Origin of the sequence: Streptomyces sp. NBC_00775 (assembly GCF_036347135.1) — a bacterium.
Classification (GTDB): Bacteria; Actinomycetota; Actinomycetes; order Streptomycetales; family Streptomycetaceae; genus Streptomyces; species Streptomyces lutosisoli.
Genome location: NZ_CP108938.1, coordinates 9,152,791 through 9,171,695 on the forward strand (window position 1 = coordinate 9,152,791; position 18,905 = coordinate 9,171,695).

An 18,905-nucleotide genomic window follows, 5' to 3' on the forward strand; every position below is an offset into this window, starting at 1 on the left:
CCGTATGTGGTTCGTCACGGCCGACCGGGCCGGGCTCAGTCGATCCGTCACGTCGAGCAGTCGCGGGGCCAAGTGCGAGCGGGTGGCTGTCTTGCGGTAATCCCAAGTGAGGGCCCACAACGCCCAGTCGGCGTCGGCAGGGGGGCGCGGGTCACTGTCTCGCGGCTCTCGTGGCCCAGGCGTGGGACCAGTCCAGCAGGGGCCCCATCGCGGTCACCAAGTCGTCGCCCAGCGGGGTGAGACGCCAGGCCGACTGGGCCGTCGGCGCCGCGATGCCCGCCTCGCGGAGTTCCCCGAGACGGGTGGACAGCACGCTGGAGGACATGCCGTCGCAGCGGCGCTGGAGGTCGCGGAAGCCGATCGGGGCGCCGCCGCGGTGGAGTTCCCAGATGACGCGCAGCGTCCAGCGCCGGCCGAGGAGGTCCAGGGCGGCCATGACGGGACGGCCGGTGGCCGAACCGCGTACCGGGCGGCCGGGGGCGGGGGTGTCCGACGCCGGGTTGTCGTGGGCGGTGTGGTCGGGCGCACCGCTGTCGGTGGCGGTCCGCTCCGGCTCGGGGGTCGTGCCCAAGTGAGTACCTCTCCATGGCAGTTGCTCACCCCTCACCCTTGCGCTTCGATTTCCGAAGCGCAAGGGTGAGGGACATGAAGCAGCGCATCGACGGCGTCACGCCGCCCTATGAGCCCGAGACCGACCGCGCGTTGCACCGGTGGATGCCGCCCGGCGTCGCGCGTGAGCCCCTCATGCTGTTCAAGGTCCTGGAGCGCCATCCCGAACTGGCGTCGCGCATGCGGGCGTTGGGTGCGGGCCTGCTTGTCCACGGCCGACTGGGCGACGCCGACCGCGAGTTGGTGATCGCCCGCGTCGCCGCCCGCTCCGGGTGCTCCTACGAGTGGGGCGTCCACATGGCGACGTACGCGGAGACGGCCGGTCTCACCCCGGAACAGGTCACCCTCACCGCGACCGGTACACCCGACGACCCGGCCTGGTCCGCTCGGCAGACCGCCCTGCTCAGGGCCGTCGACGAACTCCACGCCACCGCGCGCGTGAGCGACGCGGTGTGGAGCGGACTGCGCGAGCATCTCGGCGAACAGGAGGCCCTGGAGCTGCTGGTCCTCGCGGGCTGGTACCGGACGATCGCGTACGTCGCCAACGGGGCGCGGATCGAGGAGGAACCCTGGGCGCTCGCCCTGCCGGGGACGCCGGGGACGCCGGGGGCGCCGGGGGCGCCAGGGGTGTGAAGGGTGTCGGGGGTGCCCGGCGCGTCAGCCGTCGCCCCCGCCGACTGCGCGGCGTCAGCCGTCAGCCCGCCGACTCCGCCGCGTGCGGGCTCAGTCCGCCCGTCGCGACCAGCGCGATGATGACGATGCCGAGCGCGATCCGGTACCAGACGAACGGCATGAAGCTCTTGTGGGAGATGAACTTCATGAACCATGCGATGACGGCGTAACCGACGCCGAACGCGATGATCGTGGCGAAGATCGTCGGGCCCCAGGAGACATTGCCTTCCGCCGCCGCGTCCTTGAGTTCGAAGGTGCCGGAGGCGAGGACGGCCGGCATGGCGAGGAGGAAGGAGTAGCGGGCCGCCGCCTCGCGCGTGTAGCCCATGAACAGACCGCCGCTGATGGTCGCGCCCGACCGGGACACGCCGGGGACCAGCGCCATCGCCTGGCAGGCGCCGTAGAGCAGGCCGTCCTTGACGTTCAGGTCCTCAAGTGTCTTGCGCTGCTTGGCCGCCCGGTGCTTCCCGCCCGTCTCGTCGCGCGCCGCGAGCCGGTCGGCGACGCCTATGACGATGCCCATCACGATCAGCATGGTCGCGGTGATCCGCAGATCGCGGAACGGCCCCTCGATCTGGTCCTTGAGCGTCACCCCGAGCACGCCGATCGGAATCGAGCCGACGATCACCAGCCAGCCCATCTGCGCGTCGTGGTTCCCGCGCATCGCCTTGTTCGTGAGCGAGCGGAACCACGCCGCGAGAATCCGTCCGACGTCCTTGCGGAAGTAGATCAGTACCGCGGCCTCCGTACCGAGCTGCGTGATCGCGGTGAACGCGGCGCCCGGGTCCTCCCAGCCCGCGAAGGCGGCGGTCAGCCGCAGATGCGCGCTGGAGGAGACGGGAAGGAACTCGGTCAGCCCCTGGACAAGTCCGAGGATGAGGGATTCAAACCAAGACATGAAGTTACGTGGTCCAAGTGCTGATCGTGGGAGGAGCGATGGGCACGCCGTGCCGCCGTCGGCGGTGATCACGGGTGTTGGTGGCAGCGTAGCGCCCCCCTGTGACAGCCCGGCCACAGGGGTTTCGCAGGCGTGCGGGCAGATGTGCGGGCGGGCGTGAGGAGGCGTGCGAGCCGGCGCGAGGAGGCGTACGAGCGGGCGCGAGGAGGCGTACGAGGGTGATCGCGCCCCCGGGTGTGAGGCAACGTTGTCCATCGTGTGACCGGGGTGTTGACCGGCCGCTGGACCGCCGCATACGTTGCAGTGGAGGGGAAAGCGCTTGCTGCCGCCAGGGTTCGCTCGGTGTCATCATGCGTTGGCCAACGTCTGACGTCACGTCCGGTGGAGCGCTGATCACGTACATGAGCACATCCCGCACCGCAAGCAGCCCCGAGACCTCCCCGAACCGTCCGGTGGACCCGTTCGACGGCCGCCGTATCAAGGCCGCCATCATCGGCGCCGGCGCCATCGCGCGCGGAAGCCACTACCCGGCGCTCGCGCGGCTCGCAGAGGAGGGCGAGACGGAGATCGTCGCCGCGGTCGACATCGCCGAGGGCGCGGTCCGGGAGTTCTGTGCCGAGGCGGGCATCCCGCACGCGTACACCGATCTGGACCGGATGCTCGAAGAGCAGCGGCCCGACCTGGTCGCCATCTGCACCCCGCCGACCCTGCACCGCGAGCAGACCGTCGCCGCGCTGCGCGCCGGCGCCTGGGTCTGGTGCGAGAAGCCGCCCGTACCGACGCTCGCCGACTTCGACGCCGTCGAGGCGGAGGAGGGGACGGACGGAGGCCCGTACGCCTCGATCGTCTTCCAGCACCGCTTCGGCTCGGGCGCACAGCATGTACGGCGGCTGATCGCCGAGCAGGCCATGGGACGTCCGCTGGTCGCGCACTGCCAGACCACCTGGTACCGCAATGCCGACTACTACGCCGTGCCCTGGCGCGGACGCTGGGCGACCGAGGGCGGCGGGCCCGCGATGGGGCACGGCATCCATCAGATGGATCTGCTGCTCGACCTGCTGGGGCCGTGGAGCGAGGTGCGGGCGATGGCCGGACGTCTGGTGCACGACGTGGAGACGGAGGACGTCTCGACCGCCCTCGTCCGCTTCGCGAGCGGCGCGATGGCCACCGTGGTCAACAGTGTCCTGAGCCCGGACGAGGTGAGCCGTATCCGCATCGACTGCGAGCGTGCCACCGTCGAGCTCACCCATCTTTACGGGCACAGCAACGACAACTGGCGCATCACCCCGGCACCGGACGTGCCGGACACCGAGGCGGCGGCCTGGCGGGACTTCGGCGCGGACGTGCCGAGTTCGCACCTCGCGCAACTGCGGGAGCTGGTCGCGAGCATGCGTGCGGGCGAGCGGCCGCGCAGCAGCGGTGCCGACGGGCGGACCAGCCTGGAGCTGATCACCGCGCTCTACAAGTCGGCGTTCACGGACACGACCGTGCGGGCGGGGGAGATCGGCCCGGGAGATCCGTACTACGCGGCGCTGCACGGGGGTGCGCCGGGCTGGGCTCCCGCGGTCGCCGAGGGATCGTCCGCCGTGGTCCCCGAGGTGTCCGCGTCCGCCGCGGGCCAGGAGGTGCCGGCATGAGCACGTCGTCGGGCGGCGGTCTGCGGGTCGTCCACACGCATGGCGAGCGCATCACGATCAGTGAAGTCGCCACCGGCGTGGAGCTGTTGAGTTACGTCTACCGGACCGAGGCCGCCTGGGAGTCCCCGAAGCCGTATCTGCATCCGCTCCGGACGCTGGCGAACCACGTCGTCACGGACTACCGGCCCAACGACCACCGCTGGCACAAGGGCCTCCAGATGACGGCCTCCCACCTCTCCGGCCAGAACCTGTGGGGCGGCAACACATACGTCCATGGAAAGGGATATCTCGAACTCCCAGAGCGCGTCGGATCGATGGCGCACGTCACCTTCGACGAGGTCACCTCGTCCGGTGGCCGCGCGGTCATCACCGAGCGCCTCACATGGCACCCGTACGACGGTGATCTGTGGGCCGACGAGGAGCGCCGCATCGAGGTGCACGACGTCGATCCCGAAGCGGGCTCCTGGGCGCTGACCTGGACCACCGCGGTCACCAACCGCCGCGACGAGCCGCTGCGCTTCGGCAGCCCCACCACCGCCGGGCGGGAGATGGCGGGCTACACGGGCCTGTTCTGGCGCGGGCCGCGAGCCTTCAGGGACGGGCGGGTGATCGGGCCCGACTCCGAAGGGCCCGAGCTCATGGGGCGGCAGGCGCCGTGGCTCGCGTACTCGGGGGAGCACGACGGCTCCGACGGATACGCGACCCTCGTCTTCGCACACGCCCCCGAGAACGATCACTCCGGTTCCCGAGGCGCGCACCCGGCCCACTGGTTCGTCCGCAACGAACCCTTCGCCGCCGTCGCCCCGTCGCTCGCCTTCTACGACGAACTGGAACTCGCGCCCGGCGACACCCTCACCCGCCGCTACCGGGTGGTCGTCGCCGAGGGGGCCTGGGAGCGCGCGGAGGTCACCAAGTATCTGGAGGCGCATCCCTGGTGAGCGACCCCGTCACCGGGTTCACCGGACTTCCGGGAGCGGTCGCCGTCTCGCACCTGTGCGTGTACGACTGGCCGGCGGCCGACGGCGTGTCCGGCGGAACTCCCCATCTGCACCTCACCTGTTCGGAGGCGTACGTCGTCACCGGCGGGCGCGGTGCCGTTCAGACACTGACGACGTCCGGGTACGAGGTCACACCGCTCGTGCCCGGTACCGTCGCGTGGTTCACGCCCGGCACGATCCACCGGCTCGTCAACGAGGACGATCTGCGCATCACCGTCCTCATGCAGAACAACGGTCTGCCGGAGGCGGGCGACGCGGTCCTCACGCTGCCTCCGGAGTACCTGAACGACCCGGAGACGTACGCGGCCGCGACCGTGATCCCGGCGGACGTGTCCGAGGAGGAGCAGGCGCGGGTTGCCCGGGCCCGGCGCGACCTCGCCCTGGAGGGCTACCGGGCGCTGCGTGCCGCGGACGGGCCCGAGCCGCTCGCCGCGTTCCACCGGGCCGCCGCCACGCTGGTGCGGCCCCGCCTCGCCGAGTGGCGCGAACGATGGCGGCGCGGGGCCGAGGCGGCCGCCTCGGCCACGGGGGACCAGCTCGACCGGCTGGAGCGGGGCGACACGTCCCACCTCGGCGACGCCGTCGTTCGGGCCGAACAACCGTCCGCGTACGGCAAGTTCGGGATGTGCGGGCGGCTCGACGTCTACAAGGGCACCGTCTAGGGAGTCCCGCGTCGGCCGCTTCGGTGCGTACCGGTGAAGACGGTCGCTGACGGCTACGCCGCGGCGGGTCCCGTCGCCGTCCAGCCCGGGGACTGCGGATGGGCCGTCAGGTCGTCGTGCTCGACCTCCTTGCCGCACTCCCTGCAGACGACCTGCGGGACCAGTTCATTGCCGCAGATGTGCTCCAGCACCATCGGGCGGAAGCCGCCCTCCTGGAGATGCCGGTCGCCCCACGCCATGAGCGTCAGCAGGACCGGCTCCAGCTCCAGCCCGGCCTGCGTGGGCCGGTACTCGTAGCGCTTGGGGCGGTCGCTGTACTCCACCTTCTCCAGTACGCCGGCGTCGACGAGCCGCTTGAGCCGTGCCGTCAGCACGTCGCGCGGGGCGCCGATGTTGCGTACCAGCTGGTCGAAGCGTGTGGCGCCGAGCGACACCTCGCGCAGCACGAGCAGGGAGTACTTCTCGCCGACGAGGGCGAGCGTGTCGGCGATCGAGCAAGGGCGGGCGTCCTTCATGCCATCAGTCTACGGGGTGGGTTGGTTGTTCCAACCCACTGAGTTACTCTTGAGTCACATAGCGGGTTTGGAAAGCAAACTCAGTGAGTTTGGAGATCAAACATGCGTGACGCCGTGATCGTCGAAGCCGTACGCACCCCCGTCGGCAAGGGCAAGCCGAACGGCTCCCTCGCCCATGTCCACCCCGTGGAACTCCTCGCCCATACGCTGCGCACCCTCGTCGAGCGCTCCGGCATCGACCCCGCGCTGATCGACGACGTCATCGGAGGCACCGTCGATCAGGTCGGCGAGCAGGCCATGAACACCACCCGGTACGCCGTGCTCTCCGCGGGATTCCCCGAGACGGTGCCCGCGACCACGGTGGACCGCCAGTGCGGCTCGTCCCAGCAGGCCGTGCACTTCGCCGCGCAGGGCGTCATGTCGGGCGCGTACGACATGGCGGTCGCCTGCGGAGTGGAATCGATGAGCCGCGTACCGATGTGGTCGAACGTGCCGGCGGGCAAGGACCCCTTCGGACCCGGGGTCGCCGAGCGCTACCCGGAAGGCCTGGTGCCGCAGGGCATCAGCGCGGAACTCATCGCCGCCAAGTGGGGCATCTCGCGCGAGGAGATGGACACCTTCGCGGTCGGCTCGCACCACAAGGCGGCCGCGGCCTGGAGCAACGGTCTGTTCGAGGCCGAGGTCGCGCCCCTGGAGGGGGTGACCCGCGACGAGTGCGTCCGGCCCGCCAGCACCACGGAGATACTCGCCGGGCTCAAGCCCGCCTACTACGACGCCACCTTCGGCGAACGCTTCCCGCAGATCGACTGGTCCGTCACGCCGGGCAACGCGAGCCCCATCAACGACGGCGCCTCCGCCGTCCTCATCACGTCGAGCGAGACCGCGGCCCGCCTCGGCCTGCGCCCCATCGCCCGGCTGCACAGCTTCGCCGTCACCGGCTCCGACCCGCTGCTGATGCTCACCGGCGTCATCCCCGCCACCGAGAAGGTGCTGCGCAAGGCCGGCCTGACCCTCGGCGACATCGACCTCTTCGAGGTGAACGAGGCCTTCGCGGCCGTCGTCCTCGCCTGGCAGCAGGAGACGGGCGCCGATCTGTCCAAGGTCAATGTGCACGGCGGAGCGATCGCGATCGGCCACCCGCTCGGCGCGAGCGGCACCCGTCTGACGACCACCCTCGTCCACGCGATGCGGGCCCGCGGAGCCCGCTACGCGCTGCAGACGATGTGCGAGGCGGGCGGGCTCGCCAACGCGATGGTGCTGGAAGCGGTGTAGTGCCGAGAGGCGGTGTAGTGCTTCGAGGCGGCGTACTGCTTCAGGGCGGTGTTGTGCTTCGGGGCGGTCCAGTGCCTCAGTGACCGCGCAGGTGGTGGCGCTTGCGCCAGGCCACCACCGTTCCGACCAGCGCCGGTACGGCGATGAAGCCCATCGCGATCAGGAAGGCGGGCGACGTCGGCGACGAGGCACGGGCGCCGGCGACGGCGTACGCGGCGGTGTTCGGGATGGAGCCGAGCGCGGTCGCGACGAGGAAGGGCAGCCAGCCCATGCGGGAGACGGCCGCGCAGTAGTTGGCGGCCCAGAACGGCACCCCGGGGAACAGCCGGGCCACCATCATCGAGCGGAAGCCATGGCGGCTGAGCTGTCCGTCCGCCGCCTTCAGCCAGCGGGCGCGCAGCAGCGGGCGCAGCGCGTCCTGCCCGAGGATCCGGCCGAGCCCGAAGGCGACACCGGCACCGAGCACCGTGCCCGCGAGCGCGGTGCCCAGGCCCAGTTCGGAGCCGAAGAGGGCGCCCGCCGCGAGGTTGAGCAGCGGCCGGGGCACGAACGCGACCGTGCACAGCCCGTACGCCACGGCGAACGCGACGGCCGCCGCGGCGCCACCGAGCTGCGGCGGCCAGCCGTCGGCGAGCAGTCGCTGCGGTTCGAAGAGCAGCACGCTCGACGCGGCCGCCGCGAGCAGCACCAGGAGCAGGGAGAGCCGCGACCAGGGCGACAGCAGGACTCTCGTGCACCGGGCGGCCAGGCTCACGGGAGCGGTGGCGGCCTCCAGGGCGTCGGCAGCGTGTGCCGCGACGGTGAGATCCGGTGCGATGGCGAGGTCAGAGGCGATGACGAGCTCCATGGCTGTGGCGCGGGGAGTGGCCGTGGCGGTGCCCCCAGAGCGGATGGTGGCATCGAGCATTCCGGTGACACTAACCGACCAGTGTGTGTGATCGCCGTATGGTTCGTCTCATGGGCGTCACAGCTTCCGGAACGTCGGGTGCGCAGTTCGAGGTGCCGAACAGCACGCTCGCGGACACGGTGCTGGAACGGCTCACCGCCACATACGCCGCTGCCGCCGATCCGGAACGGGCCGCGTCGATGCGCGCCTACATGAAGGACATCGCGCCCTTCCTCGGCCTGACCACGCCCGAGCGCCGCGCCCTGTCGCGGACCGTCCTCCAGGACACCGCCCGCCCCGACGAGGCCGACTGCACCGCGCTCGCGCTGCGCTGCTGGGAGCTGCCGGAGCGTGAGTACCACTATTTCGCCGTCGACTACCTGCACCGCCATGTGCGGCGGCTGTCGTCGGGCTTCCTGCCCGTGGCCCGTCACCTCGTCGGCACGGTCCCCTGGTGGGACACCGTCGACGCACTCGCCTCCCACGTAGTGGGAGGCCTGGTGGCCGCCGACCCGAAGCTGAAGACCGACATGGATGCGTGGAGCGAGGACGACGACCTGTGGGTCGCGCGTACGGCCCTGCTCCACCAGCTCCGCTACAAGGACGCCACCGACACGGAACGCCTCTTCGGATACTGCGTCCGGCAGTCCGGACACCCCGACTTCTTCATCAGGAAGGCGATCGGGTGGTGTCTGCGCGAGTACGCGAAGACGGACCCGCAGGCCGTACGGGACTTCGTCGCCCGGGAGCGGGGGAGGCTCGCGCCGCTGTCGGTGCGCGAGGCGCTCAAGAACATCGGCGCCTGAGGTTCCGGGAAGGTCCCTTCAGCCCCCTGAACCCCCGCCGCACCGCCCGAAACACCCCGGCCCGTGGTCATGGAAAACCATTCGACGCGGGCAGACGCGTGGGCAATGATCTCCTCATGTTCCGGTACGCCTTCCTCCTCGCAGCATCCGCAGTCGCGGATGCGCCGAAGGCTGCCGTCCCGATCATCGTGGCCGCCGTCGACGGCGCCCGAAGCTGACCCTTCCCGGATCGTCCGGCGGACCCCGCAGGGGGAGGGTCGGCAAGTCCCTTGGGGTCCCCGTCCCGGCCCGTATGCGCCGGGGCCATCACTCAGTTCCGCTGACACTGAAGAGGCTTCGAGGTACAGCCATGCCCAAGACGGCTTACGTGCGCACCAAACCGCACCTGAACATCGGCACGATGGGTCACGTCGACCACGGCAAGACCACCCTGACCGCCGCCATCACCAAGGTTCTCGCCGAGCGCGGCTCCGGCACCTTCGTCCCGTTCGACCGGATCGACCGCGCCCCGGAGGAGGCCGCCCGCGGCATCACCATCAACATCGCGCACGTCGAGTACGAGACCGACACCCGGCACTACGCGCACGTGGACATGCCGGGCCACGCCGACTACGTCAAGAACATGGTCACCGGCGCGGCCCAGCTCGACGGGGCGATCCTCGTGGTCTCCGCGCTCGACGGGATCATGCCGCAGACCGCCGAACACGTGCTGCTCGCCCGGCAGGTGGGTGTCGACCACATCGTCGTCGCCCTCAACAAGGCCGACGCGGGCGACGAGGAGCTCACCGACCTCGTGGAGCTGGAGGTCCGCGAACTGCTGTCCGCGCACGGCTACGGAGGCGACTCCGTACCCGTCGTACGGGTGTCCGGTCTCAAGGCCCTTGAGGGGGACCCCCGTTGGACCGCGGCGATCGACGCGCTGCTCGACGCGGTGGACACGTATGTGCCGATGCCCGAGCGGTATCTCGACGCGCCGTTCCTGTTGCCGGTGGAGAACGTGCTCACGATCACCGGGCGCGGGACCGTCGTCACCGGGGCGGTCGAGCGCGGCACCATCCGCGTCGGCGACCGTGTCGAAGTGCTCGGTGCCGCCGTCGACACGGTGGTCACCGGTCTGGAGACCTTCGGCAAGCCCATGGAGGAGGCGCAGGCCGGTGACAACGTGGCGCTGCTGCTGCGCGGTGTGCCACGCGACGCCGTCCGCCGCGGGCACATCGTCTCCGCGCCCGGCAGCGTCGTACCCAGTAGCCGTTTCACGGCGCGGGTGTACGTCCTGTCGACGCGCGAGGGCGGTCGTACGACCCCCGTCTCCACCGGGTACCGGCCGCAGTTCTACATCCGCACCGCGGACGTGGTCGGCGACGTCGACCTCGGCGAGGCGGCCGTCGCCCGGCCCGGCGACACCGTCACCATGACGGTCGAGCTCGGCCGCGAGGTGCCGCTGGAGCCCGGTCTGGGCTTCGCGATCCGCGAGGGGGGCCGGACGGTCGGCGCCGGGACGGTGACCTCGGTCGGCTGACGGCCGGGGCAGGACGCGGGTGCCCGCTCCGAGGGGAGCGGGCACCCGCTCGTACCGATGTCAGTGCCGTGCGCGAGACTGATCACAGGCAAGGGTCGTGGAGGGGAAAGCCATGGCGGACAAGGCACTTGTGCTCGGCGGCGGGGGCAGCGGAGGGATCGGCTGGCTCTCCGGGATGCTGTACGGGCTCTTCGAAGCGGGCGTTGATCTGAGCGACGCCGACGTGGTGATCGGTACGTCGGCCGGCTCGTCCGTGGGCGCTCAACTCGCCTCGGGCAGACTGACCCTGCTGGAGCTGTACCAGCGTCAGCTTCTGCCGCAGAGCGCGGAGCCGGCCGGACGCCTGGGCCCGGGCGCCTACGTTCGCTACGCATGGGCGACGCTGACCTCGCGCACCCCCGAGGCCTACGGCCGCAAGATCGGCCGGATGGCCCTGGCGGCCCGCACCCAGGACGAGGCGGCGCGTCGCTACGCGATCGAGAGCCGGCTCGCCTCACACGAATGGCCGGCACGGCCGCTGCGCATGCCCGCCGTCGACACGGCCACCGGCGAACTGCGCGTCTTCGACAAGGACAGCGGAGTGCGGCTCGTGGACGCCATGGCCGCGAGCTGCGCCGTCCCGGGCGCCTGGCCGCCGGTCACCGTCGACGGCCGCCGCTGGATGGACGGCGGCACCCACTCACCGGCCAACGCCCACCTCGCCGCCGGGTACGGACAGGTCGTCGTCCTGGCACCCGTCGGCGCGGGCGGCGGCCCGCTCGTCTCAGCGGCCGACCAGAGCCGCAAGCTCGCCGAGGCGGGTGCCCGGGTCACCGTCGTCACCCCTGACCGGGCCGCCAAGCAGGCCTTCGGCCGAAACCCGCTGGACCCCCAGGTCAGAGCGGCAGCCGCCCACGCCGGCCGGACGCAGGCGGTGGCCCACGCCGAGGAGGTCGCAGGGGCCTGGCAGCACTGACGCGCCCCTGTAGCCGACCTGGCCACAGCGCCCCGCAGGGGCGCGGGGAACCGCGCGACCAGCCACCTCCGACCCGCGGCCAGACACAAGCGGGGTCGGCACACCGGCACAATGGACCCGTGGACGAGCCGATACCCGTGACACGGGCCGTGGATCACGGGACCGCCAAGCTGATGCCGGACGTCGACCGGAAGCAGGCCTGGCTGCTGACGGTGGACGGGGCGCCGCAGTCGTACGTCGACCTGGACGCGCCGACGCATCTGGAGTTCGAGTACGCGCGACGGCTCGGGCATGTGCTGGACACGGTGGCGGAGCCGGAGGCGGCCCTGGACGTGCTGCACCTCGGCGGAGGGGCGCTCACCCTGCCCCGCTATGTCGCCGCGACCCGGCCCGGTTCGCGGCAGGACGTGGTGGAGGCCGACCGGGGCCTGCTGTCCCTGGTCGGCGAGTATCTGCCCGTGCCCGACGACGCGGGCATCACCCTGCACGGCGCGGACGCCCGCGCCTGGCTCGAAGCCGCCCCGGCCGACTCCGCCGACATCCTCATCGCGGACGTCTTCGGCGGCGCACGCGTACCGGCGCACCTGACGTCCACCGCGTACGCGCTGGCCGCCGAGCGTGTGCTGCGCGCCGACGGTGTCTACCTGGCCAACCTCGCCGACGCCGCGCCCTTCGCCTTCCTCCGGTCCCAACTCGCCACGTTCTCGACGGTGTTCGAGGAACTGGCACTCATCGCCGAACCGGGCGTCCTGCGCGGCCGCCGCTTCGGCAACGCGGTACTCGTGGCATCCCACCGCCCCCTCGACACGGCCGCCCTCGCCCGCCGCACCGCCTCCGACGCCTTCCCGGCACGGGTCGAACACGGCCTCGCGCTGCGGGAGTTCATCGGCGCCGCCGAACCCGTACGCGACGAGAACGCGGTCCCCTCACCCGAGCCGCCCGACGGAGCCTTCAGCATCGGCTGACCCGGGCACGACGGCCGCCGCGGGTTATCTGCCGGTATCCAGCCGGAGGGCGAGGTCGTGGGCGGTGGCGCTGGTGAGGTCCCCGACGAAGGCCCCGACGATTTCGAGACGGCCGCCGGTGATCGAGGAGGTCACGAAGGGGTTGCCCCAGAGCTTGCCGTCGATGACGATGGCGAATCCGTTGCGCGGGGACGGGTCCTTGGCGATGGAGCCGGTGAGGGCGGCGAAACGGGTCCGGTCGGCGGAGTTGAGGGTCACCTCGACCTGCCAGGTGCCGTCGATGGTGCTTTTCTCAGCCTTCGCGGAGGTGACACGGACGTCGGTCATGCCCCTTGCCCGGTCGGCGTGGACGCAGTACGCCGGGTGGGTCGCGCTCGCGTGCACGGTGTAGCCCCCGCTGCCATCGGCGCAGGCGTGCTCCGTGGACGAGGTGACCGGCAGGATGGAGATCAGGGCCACCTTCTCGGTGTTCCCAGTGCCCCCTGCGGCGGGCTGAACTACGTGCGCGTGCTGGGTCGCGTCGTCCGCGACGGCCACCCAGGCGGTGGCGACCACGGCGGCGGCAGCGATGCCGACCCCGGCGCGGGCCAGCCGCTGCCGCCGCCGGGCGACCTGCAACGCGCCGTCGGCCAGGCCGACCAGATAGGGACCGGCGGCATTACCGCCGCTCTCCCGGACATGGGCGTGCAAGGCATCGTGCAGCAACGTTTCGTGCAGCGGGTGTTCGGTCGAGTCGTTCATGCGATGACGCCCCTTCCGGAGGCAGTGGAGGAGGAGGCGGCCGACGGCCCTGCCTCGGCCAAGGAGGTGCGGAGGGAGGCGAGGGCCTTGTGGGTCTGGCTGCGGACCGTCCCCTGGGCGACGCCCAGAATCGCGGCGATCTCGCTGTCCGGCCGGTCCTCGAAGTAGCGCAGCACGATCACCGCGCGCTGGCGCTTGGGCAGCCGCCGCAGCGCGGCCATGATGTCCTGCCGCTGGACCACGGTGTCGGCCCAGTCGGCGACCTGCGCGGACGGCTGGTCCGGCAGGGTGTCGGTGACCGTCTCCCGTCCCCAGCTGAGCAGTCGGAAGCGGTCCACCTGGGCGTGGTAGATCGCCCGGCGCACATAGATCTCCGGCTGCTGCCGGTCGCGCAGCTTCGACCAACGCCGAGCGGTGGAGGCAAGCGCGGTCTGGAGGAGGTCGCGGCCCTGCTCCCAGTCCCCGGTCAGCAGGTAGGCCGTGTGCAGCAGCGATCTCGACCGCGCCGCCACGAACTCGCGGAACTCGCGTTCCTCGTCGGCGTTCAATGTGCCCTCCCTCGTTCCCCCGTAAAGACGGGTACGGAGGGGGGTTCGACTGCCCTGCCGGTCAGACTTTCTCGACCATGACGCTGCCAGGCTCCTCGCGCGGAGCGTCGCGGCGGTTCATGGGGCCTGGTCCTGTCACTCGACCAGGGCACCGTTCTCGAACCTGGCGGCTGTCCGGACCAGCGCCGGCGCCGGCAGCCCGGCCTGAGGAGCCTCCCGCTCACCAGGTCGCCTTCAAGGCCATGACTGAGGTCGAGCTCAACTACCTATCCGACGGGTGGCCCTGCGGACAACGTGAGGTCATCGTGGCGGGGGCGGCGAGCGGGAAGACGCAGAGGGTGCCCGCGAGCAGGAGCCGGCGGGGCTTCCAGCGGGTCATGAGCAGGGCCCCCCGAGTGCCGCGCCGCCGAGGCCCGCGCCCTGCATCGCCATCCGGAACATCGCGAAGGCGCGGCTCGCCTGCTCGCCGCCGGCCGAGGACATCAGCATGCCCTCGGCCGCCGGGTTGAAGAACGCCTGTCCCGTGCCGTCGAGCGCGGACAGCATCATCATCTGCCACAGCCGGGCGTCACCGGCGATGACCAGGAAGAGCACCAGTGGCAGCGTCCGCGCCGCCACCAGGCCGACGTCACCCCCGTCGCCGCCCGCGTCGAGTACCGCGAACGCCGCAGCGATCAGCGCGCCCTGGCTGCCCAGGTTGGTGACGACCGCGGCGGCGGTCAGCAGGGTGTAGTCCGGCCCGCCCAGGAAGGGAGGCGCGAGTGTCGGGGGAAGTCGGCGGCAGAGGTCACCGAGCAACTTTCGCCGCCGGAGCCCCGACTTGCCAAACCAGTTCTACGAGTGCCGGACACAGGTCAGGGGCCCCTGGGCGGAGAGAGGCGAGAGGCGAGCGGTGGGTGGAGGGTGGCGAGTGGCGATGCGGAAACCCCACCGCCGTAGCCGGCCCTCTACACCCGTACCCGCTCAGTCCGCCCTTCCCGGCTCCGTCCCGCCGTACCTGGCTCAGTCCGCCGTACGCCGCTCAGGAATCCGTCGGATCACCGTGCAGCCGTACCGTGCTGAGGATCTTCCGCACGGTCGCGTCCGACACCTCCTCGGGCACGCCCTTGGCGCCGTAGAACGTCCAGGACACGAAGTCGCCCGTCGAGTTCTTGAAGGCGAACGTGGTCGCCTTGCCGTCGGAGTCGCACTTGCCCTTCTTGGGGACCCCGGACGAGTACGTCGTCGCGACGCTGCCCTCGACGCCCGACGTCGTCGTGTACGGCTTGGGCTTGCCGATGGTGAGTAGTTTCTTGGAGGCGCTCTTCTGGTCGGTGTAGCCGCCGAAGACCCACCATGCCGAGTCGTTGCGCGCGGGGTCGTCGGTGTTCTTGGCACCGCTCTGGCCCTTGGTGCCCGCGGCGGCCAGCGCCGTGTCGCTCTCGTACCCGTCCTTGTCGTCGTCGGACGTGCACCACTGTTCTTTGAGGAAGGCGGGCGCGGACATGCCGATCAGTGAGGAGCCGTCGCCCTTCTTGTCGTCCTCGAAGCCGATGAAGGTACCGGGAGTCTTCACATCCCAGTCCGCCGGAACGTCGAAGGCGGTGCCCCACTTCGGGTTCACCACGACCTTCCAGCCCGCGATCGTGGCCTTCTCCTCGTCGCCGCCGCGCGGGTTGTCGTCACCACCGCTCGCGCTCGGCGACGTGGAGGCGGACGCCTTGGGCGACTTGGACGGGTCGCCGCCCGCGTTGTCGTCCTTGCCGCCGCCCAGGACGAGGAAGCCCGTGACGCCTGCCGCGATCACGACGGCCGAGGCCGCGACTATCGCGGTGATCTTGGTCTTGTTGCCGCCACCGCCACCGCCACCGCCACCGACGCCGGGTGCTTGCGGCGCGCCGAGGGGCTCCGGCGGAGCTCCCCACTGCGGCTGCCCGTACTGGTTGGGCTGCTGGTACCCGGGCTGCCCGGGCAGCCCGGTCTGCTGATATCCGGGCTGCTGGTACGGATTCGGCTGCTGGTACCCCGGCTGCTGGTACGGGTTCTGGTCCTGCTGGTTCTGCTCGCCCCCGGGCGGCTGCTGTTCTGGCCACATGGCCGGTAACGATAGAGGGGCCCGGGACCCGGGTGCCAAGGCGGTCCCAAGAGGGCCGGGCACCCGGGGAGTTGGCTCAGGACGACGTCGGATCCCCGTGCAGCCGTACGGTGCTGAGGATCTTCAGGATGGTCGCGTCGGGGATTTCCTGGTCCACGCCGGTGGCTCCGTACAGATTCCATGCCACGTAGTCGCCCGCGGAGTTCTTGAACCCGAACGTGATGGCCTTGCCGTCGCTCGCGCACTTCCCCTTCTGGGGCGTGTTCTTGGACCTGGCCCAGGCGATGCTGCCTTCGACGCCCGATGTCGTCGTGTACGGCTTGGCCTTCTTATCGAAGGTGATGCTCTTCTTGTCCGGCTGTGTGTAGCCGCCGTACACCCACCAGGGCACTTGGTTCACGGCGACCTCGTCGGCGTTCTTGGCGCCGCTCGCGCCCTTGGTGCCCACCGCGCCGAGGGGGGTGTCCTCCGTGGTGCCGTCCTTGTCGTCGTCGGACGTGCACCACTTGGACTTGAAGTAGGCGGGCGCCGACATCATGATGATGGGCTTGTCGCCGGCCTTGGCGTTGTGCTTCTCGAAGCCGATCGACGTGCCCGGCGACTCGACCTCCCAGTCCGCCGGAACGTCGAACGCCGTACCCCACTTGGGATTGACGACGACCTTCCAGCCGGCGATGGTCGGCTTCTCGTCGTCGCCGCCGCGCGGGTTGTCGTCCGAGGCCGACGCGCTCGGGTCCGGCGATGGACTGACCGACGGCTTCGAGTCCTTGCCGCCGTCGGCCTTGTCGTCGTTGCTCCCGCCGAGGACCAGGAAGCCGGTCACACCCGCGGCCACGACCACGGCCGTGGCCGCCACGATCGCGATGACCTTCGTCCGGTTCCCGCCACCGCTCGGAGGCTCGGGCGCTCCCATGGGAGAGGGAGCGCCCCACTGCTCCTGCCCGGGCTGCTGCCCGTACGCGTTGGGCTGCTGATACCCCGGCTGCTGGTACCCGGGCTGCCCGGTCTGCTGATATCCGGGCTGCTGGTACGGATTCGGCTGCTGGTACCCCGGCTGCTGATAGGGGTTCTGGTCCTGCGGGTTCTGCTCGCCCCCGGGCGGCTGCTGTCCTGGCCACATGTGCAGTAACCCTAGTGCTGCCTGTGACACGTTTCGGTCACCGTGACTCGTCAGCCATGTACCGGTCAGGAGTCGGAGGGAGCCTTGAAGAGCCGTACGGTGGCGAGGATTTGCCGCACCGTCGCGTCCGATACTTCCTCGGACACGCCCTTGGCTCCGAAGAACTCCCACGACACGATGTCGCCCGAAGGGTCCTTGAAGGAGAAGACGGTGGCCTTTCCGTCGGTGACGCACTTTTTCGATTTCTTCACACCCGACGACGAGGCGGTGGCCAGACTGCCGGTGATGCCGGACTTCGTCGTGTACGACTCCACGGCAGTGGACGTGACGAGTTTCTTGTCGGGCTGGGTGTAGGCGCCGTAGACCCACATCGCCGCGTCGGCGCGGGCGGCCTCCGCGGGGCTCTTCGCCCCGTTGTTGCCCTTGGTTCCGGCGCCCGCGAGCATCGAGTACTCCTTGGTGCCGTCCTTGTCCTCGTCGGAGCCGCACCACTGTTCCTTGAGGAGGGCGGGGGCCGCGACGCCGATGAGAGGCTTGTCCTCGGGGTCGTCGTTCTTCGAGACGTACGTGACCCAGCTGGTCGACTTGAGCCCCCACTCCGCGGGCACGTCGAAGGCGATGCCGCGCTTGGGGTTCACCACGGCCTTCCAGCCGGCCACGGTCGGCTTCTCGGCGTCGTCGGTGCCCCGCGGATCGCTCGTCGGACTCGACTGCTGGGACGGGGACTTGGTCGGCTCGGGGTCGGTCCTGTCGTCCTTGCCGCCGCCGAGCAGGACGAATCCGGTGACACCGGCGGCCACGACCACGGCCGCCGCCGCGACGATCGCGATGACCTTGGTCCTGTTGCCGTCGCCGCCCGTCGGCGGAGGTGCCGCGGGGCCCGCCGTGACCGTCGGGGCATTCCAGGGCCCCGGCGGCTGCTGATACGGGTTGGGCTGTTGATATCCCGGCTGCTGGTACGGATTCGGCTGCTCACCGCCCGCGTACGGCTGCTCACCGCCCGCGTACGGCTGCCCACCTCCCGCGTACGGCTGTCCGCTCCCGGCGTTCTGCTGCGGATTTTGCGCGCCCCCTGGCGGCTGCTCTCCTGGCCACATGAGGCGTAACGATACGGCGATCATCGGCAGGCGCTGGTCAAGAATTGCTACTCACGGGTAACATGGTGGCATGAGCGCAGACCAGATGACGATCGGCGAGATGCTCGCCGCCACCGTGCCGATGGCCCGGACCCTGAATCTCGAGTTCCTGGAGACCACCCCGGAGAAGGCCGTGGTGGCGCTGCCGGACCAGGGTGACTTCCACAACCACGTCGGCGGGCCGCACGCCGGGGCGATGTTCACGCTGGGGGAGTCGGCGAGCGGGGCGATCGTCCTCGCCGCGTTCGGGGACCAGCTGTCGCGCGCCGTGCCGCTCGCGGTCAGCGCCGAGATCGCGTACAAGAAGCTCGCGATGGGCCCCGTCACCGCTACCGCGACGCTCGGCCGCCCCGCCGCCGAGGTCGTCGCCGAGCTCGATGCCGGCCAGCGTCCCGAGTTCCCCGTCGCCATCTCCATCCAGCGCGGTGACGGTGCCGTGACCGGCGAGATGACGGTTGTCTGGACGCTGCGCCCGAACAGCTGAGCCGAGTACCCGACACGGGGCCTTGACTGGGGAGTACGACCTGGTCGGGGCCCTTTGTCGTGGGGTGGGGGGAGCTGACAGGGTGCGGCGCCGGCGCATCCCTGCCCGCATGCAGGCGGCCGTCTGGGGGCGTGGGGCCGACCAGGCCGAAGTGGCCGCCCGGACCGTAGTAGTGCGCGCGGGGCTGCCGGCCCGCGCCTCGTGCTGACGGTCGCCGCGCGCTTTACGCAGGCGGGTGTTCCGCCGGTCGTCGCTTCGGTTCTTGTCGGAGTGGCAGCCGTTTCTGTTCACTTCATTGACACGAGTCACCTCCAGTCATAGTTTTCGCGCCGTACCCGTGGCGCCTGACGGCGCGTCAAGTCACCCCTGTCGCAGAGTGTGTTCAAGGGGCGAACGCGACTGCCGTTG

At 70.8% G+C, this 18,905-nt stretch carries 19 protein-coding genes and 1 pseudogene; 10 read left to right on the top strand and 10 right to left on the bottom strand.

All coding sequences use genetic code 11. From position 1 onward, the window contains the following. Nucleotides 1-151 precede the first annotated feature (151 nt). Nucleotides 152-571: a winged helix-turn-helix transcriptional regulator gene (locus tag OIC96_RS40700; RefSeq protein WP_443058449.1), complete on the bottom strand. Its 420-nt coding sequence runs from the start codon at nucleotides 569-571 to the stop codon at nucleotides 152-154. Nucleotides 572-645: 74 nt separating this feature from the next. On the opposite strand from OIC96_RS40700, the gene OIC96_RS40705 reads away from it, so the two are divergent. After that, nucleotides 646-1,242, top strand: a complete 597-nt coding sequence (locus OIC96_RS40705; protein WP_330303031.1) for a carboxymuconolactone decarboxylase family protein — start codon at nucleotides 646-648, stop codon at nucleotides 1,240-1,242. A gap of 61 nt (nucleotides 1,243-1,303) precedes the next feature. Here OIC96_RS40705 and OIC96_RS40710 read toward each other — a convergent pair whose 3' ends face one another. Continuing rightward, a complete protein-coding gene (locus OIC96_RS40710; RefSeq protein WP_330303030.1) occupies nucleotides 1,304-2,179 on the bottom strand; it encodes an undecaprenyl-diphosphate phosphatase in 876 nt (291 codons plus the stop codon). A 401-nt stretch (nucleotides 2,180-2,580) separates the two neighbouring features. On the opposite strand from OIC96_RS40710, the gene OIC96_RS40715 reads away from it, so the two are divergent. Genes OIC96_RS40715 through OIC96_RS40725 form a run of 3 tightly spaced genes read left to right on the top strand, consistent with a single transcriptional unit; the run spans nucleotide 2,581 to nucleotide 5,476 of the window. Continuing rightward, nucleotides 2,581-3,816, top strand: a complete 1,236-nt coding sequence (locus tag OIC96_RS40715) for a Gfo/Idh/MocA family protein (protein WP_330303029.1) — start codon at nucleotides 2,581-2,583, stop codon at nucleotides 3,814-3,816. Beyond that, on the top strand, nucleotides 3,813-4,754 hold the full coding sequence (locus OIC96_RS40720; RefSeq protein ID WP_330303028.1) for a PmoA family protein: 942 nt from the start codon (nucleotides 3,813-3,815) through the stop codon (nucleotides 4,752-4,754). Before OIC96_RS40715 ends, OIC96_RS40720 begins: the two co-directional genes overlap by 4 nt. Next, nucleotides 4,751-5,476, top strand: a complete 726-nt coding sequence (locus tag OIC96_RS40725; protein ID WP_406501374.1) for a cupin domain-containing protein — start codon at nucleotides 4,751-4,753, stop codon at nucleotides 5,474-5,476. Before OIC96_RS40720 ends, OIC96_RS40725 begins: the two co-directional genes overlap by 4 nt. A gap of 53 nt (nucleotides 5,477-5,529) precedes the next feature. Here the strand turns inward: OIC96_RS40725 and OIC96_RS40730 are convergent, their stop codons facing one another. Beyond that, nucleotides 5,530-5,991, bottom strand: a complete 462-nt coding sequence (locus tag OIC96_RS40730; RefSeq protein WP_330303027.1) for a winged helix-turn-helix transcriptional regulator — start codon at nucleotides 5,989-5,991, stop codon at nucleotides 5,530-5,532. 102 nt (nucleotides 5,992-6,093) lie between these two features. Between OIC96_RS40730 and OIC96_RS40735 the strand changes: the two genes are divergently transcribed. Continuing rightward, the gene (locus OIC96_RS40735) at nucleotides 6,094-7,263 is read left to right on the top strand and encodes a thiolase family protein (protein ID WP_330303026.1); all 1,170 of its coding nucleotides are present in this window, start codon (nucleotides 6,094-6,096) and stop codon (nucleotides 7,261-7,263) included. 76 nt (nucleotides 7,264-7,339) lie between these two features. Here the strand turns inward: OIC96_RS40735 and OIC96_RS40740 are convergent, their stop codons facing one another. After that, the gene (locus tag OIC96_RS40740) at nucleotides 7,340-8,170 is read right to left on the bottom strand and encodes a TVP38/TMEM64 family protein (RefSeq protein ID WP_330303025.1); all 831 of its coding nucleotides are present in this window, start codon (nucleotides 8,168-8,170) and stop codon (nucleotides 7,340-7,342) included. A 50-nt stretch (nucleotides 8,171-8,220) separates the two neighbouring features. On the opposite strand from OIC96_RS40740, the gene OIC96_RS40745 reads away from it, so the two are divergent. From OIC96_RS40745 to OIC96_RS40760, 4 genes are all read left to right on the top strand, one after another. Next, nucleotides 8,221-8,955, top strand: coding sequence for a DNA alkylation repair protein (locus OIC96_RS40745; protein WP_330303024.1), 735 nt, complete (start codon nucleotides 8,221-8,223; stop codon nucleotides 8,953-8,955). Between the two features lie 349 nt (nucleotides 8,956-9,304). Continuing rightward, nucleotides 9,305-10,474 (top strand): elongation factor Tu, encoded by a 1,170-nt coding sequence (gene tuf / locus OIC96_RS40750; protein WP_330303023.1) that lies wholly within the window; start codon nucleotides 9,305-9,307, stop codon nucleotides 10,472-10,474. A gap of 112 nt (nucleotides 10,475-10,586) precedes the next feature. Continuing rightward, entirely contained in the window at nucleotides 10,587-11,429 is an 843-nt protein-coding gene (locus tag OIC96_RS40755) for a patatin-like phospholipase family protein (protein ID WP_330303022.1), read from the top strand. Nucleotides 11,430-11,548: 119 nt separating this feature from the next. Further along, nucleotides 11,549-12,394 (top strand): spermidine synthase, encoded by an 846-nt coding sequence (locus OIC96_RS40760; RefSeq protein WP_330303021.1) that lies wholly within the window; start codon nucleotides 11,549-11,551, stop codon nucleotides 12,392-12,394. A 24-nt stretch (nucleotides 12,395-12,418) separates the two neighbouring features. Here OIC96_RS40760 and OIC96_RS40765 read toward each other — a convergent pair whose 3' ends face one another. The 6 genes and pseudogenes from OIC96_RS40765 to OIC96_RS40790 all read right to left on the bottom strand — a co-directional run bounded on the left by OIC96_RS40765 (nucleotide 12,419) and on the right by OIC96_RS40790 (nucleotide 17,974). Then, nucleotides 12,419-13,135, bottom strand: coding sequence for a SecDF P1 head subdomain-containing protein (locus OIC96_RS40765; protein ID WP_330303020.1), 717 nt, complete (start codon nucleotides 13,133-13,135; stop codon nucleotides 12,419-12,421). Further along, a complete protein-coding gene (locus tag OIC96_RS40770) occupies nucleotides 13,132-13,683 on the bottom strand; it encodes a SigE family RNA polymerase sigma factor (RefSeq protein WP_330303019.1) in 552 nt (183 codons plus the stop codon). Before OIC96_RS40770 ends, OIC96_RS40765 begins: the two co-directional genes overlap by 4 nt. A 387-nt stretch (nucleotides 13,684-14,070) precedes the next feature. Next, nucleotides 14,071-14,474: pseudogene (locus OIC96_RS40775) on the bottom strand (MFS transporter); the annotation flags it as partial. Nucleotides 14,475-14,704: 230 nt separating this feature from the next. Next, a complete protein-coding gene (locus OIC96_RS40780; RefSeq protein WP_330303018.1) occupies nucleotides 14,705-15,757 on the bottom strand; it encodes a hypothetical protein in 1,053 nt (350 codons plus the stop codon). Between the two features lie 76 nt (nucleotides 15,758-15,833). Further along, nucleotides 15,834-16,877 carry a hypothetical protein gene (locus OIC96_RS40785; RefSeq protein WP_330303017.1) on the bottom strand — a complete coding sequence of 348 codons (1,044 nt, stop codon included), beginning with the start codon at nucleotides 16,875-16,877 and terminating at the stop codon, nucleotides 15,834-15,836. 65 nt (nucleotides 16,878-16,942) lie between these two features. Then, the gene (locus OIC96_RS40790; RefSeq protein WP_330303016.1) at nucleotides 16,943-17,974 is read right to left on the bottom strand and encodes a hypothetical protein; all 1,032 of its coding nucleotides are present in this window, start codon (nucleotides 17,972-17,974) and stop codon (nucleotides 16,943-16,945) included. A gap of 85 nt (nucleotides 17,975-18,059) precedes the next feature. On the opposite strand from OIC96_RS40790, the gene OIC96_RS40795 reads away from it, so the two are divergent. Beyond that, nucleotides 18,060-18,497: a DUF4442 domain-containing protein gene (locus tag OIC96_RS40795; RefSeq protein WP_330310008.1), complete on the top strand. Its 438-nt coding sequence runs from the start codon at nucleotides 18,060-18,062 to the stop codon at nucleotides 18,495-18,497. The last annotated feature ends 408 nt before the right edge of the window (nucleotides 18,498-18,905 follow it).

Coding starts and splice junctions, on each gene's coding strand:
- OIC96_RS40740 (WP_330303025.1), bottom strand. CDS start 8,170: ATGCTCGATGCCACCATCCGCTCTGGGGGCACCGCCACGGCCACTCCC.
- OIC96_RS40715 (WP_330303029.1), top strand. CDS start 2,581: ATGAGCACATCCCGCACCGCAAGCAGCCCCGAGACCTCCCCGAACCGT.
- OIC96_RS40785 (WP_330303017.1), bottom strand. CDS start 16,877: ATGTGGCCAGGACAGCAGCCGCCCGGGGGCGAGCAGAACCCGCAGGAC.
- OIC96_RS40755 (WP_330303022.1), top strand. CDS start 10,587: ATGGCGGACAAGGCACTTGTGCTCGGCGGCGGGGGCAGCGGAGGGATC.
- OIC96_RS40710 (WP_330303030.1), bottom strand. CDS start 2,179: ATGTCTTGGTTTGAATCCCTCATCCTCGGACTTGTCCAGGGGCTGACC.
- OIC96_RS40765 (WP_330303020.1), bottom strand. CDS start 13,135: ATGAACGACTCGACCGAACACCCGCTGCACGAAACGTTGCTGCACGAT.
- OIC96_RS40705 (WP_330303031.1), top strand. CDS start 646: ATGAAGCAGCGCATCGACGGCGTCACGCCGCCCTATGAGCCCGAGACC.
- OIC96_RS40730 (WP_330303027.1), bottom strand. CDS start 5,991: ATGAAGGACGCCCGCCCTTGCTCGATCGCCGACACGCTCGCCCTCGTC.
- OIC96_RS40745 (WP_330303024.1), top strand. CDS start 8,221: ATGGGCGTCACAGCTTCCGGAACGTCGGGTGCGCAGTTCGAGGTGCCG.
- OIC96_RS40795 (WP_330310008.1), top strand. CDS start 18,060: ATGACGATCGGCGAGATGCTCGCCGCCACCGTGCCGATGGCCCGGACC.
- OIC96_RS40780 (WP_330303018.1), bottom strand. CDS start 15,757: ATGTGGCCAGAACAGCAGCCGCCCGGGGGCGAGCAGAACCAGCAGGAC.
- OIC96_RS40720 (WP_330303028.1), top strand. CDS start 3,813: ATGAGCACGTCGTCGGGCGGCGGTCTGCGGGTCGTCCACACGCATGGC.
- tuf (WP_330303023.1), top strand. CDS start 9,305: ATGCCCAAGACGGCTTACGTGCGCACCAAACCGCACCTGAACATCGGC.
- OIC96_RS40790 (WP_330303016.1), bottom strand. CDS start 17,974: ATGTGGCCAGGAGAGCAGCCGCCAGGGGGCGCGCAAAATCCGCAGCAG.
- OIC96_RS40735 (WP_330303026.1), top strand. CDS start 6,094: ATGCGTGACGCCGTGATCGTCGAAGCCGTACGCACCCCCGTCGGCAAG.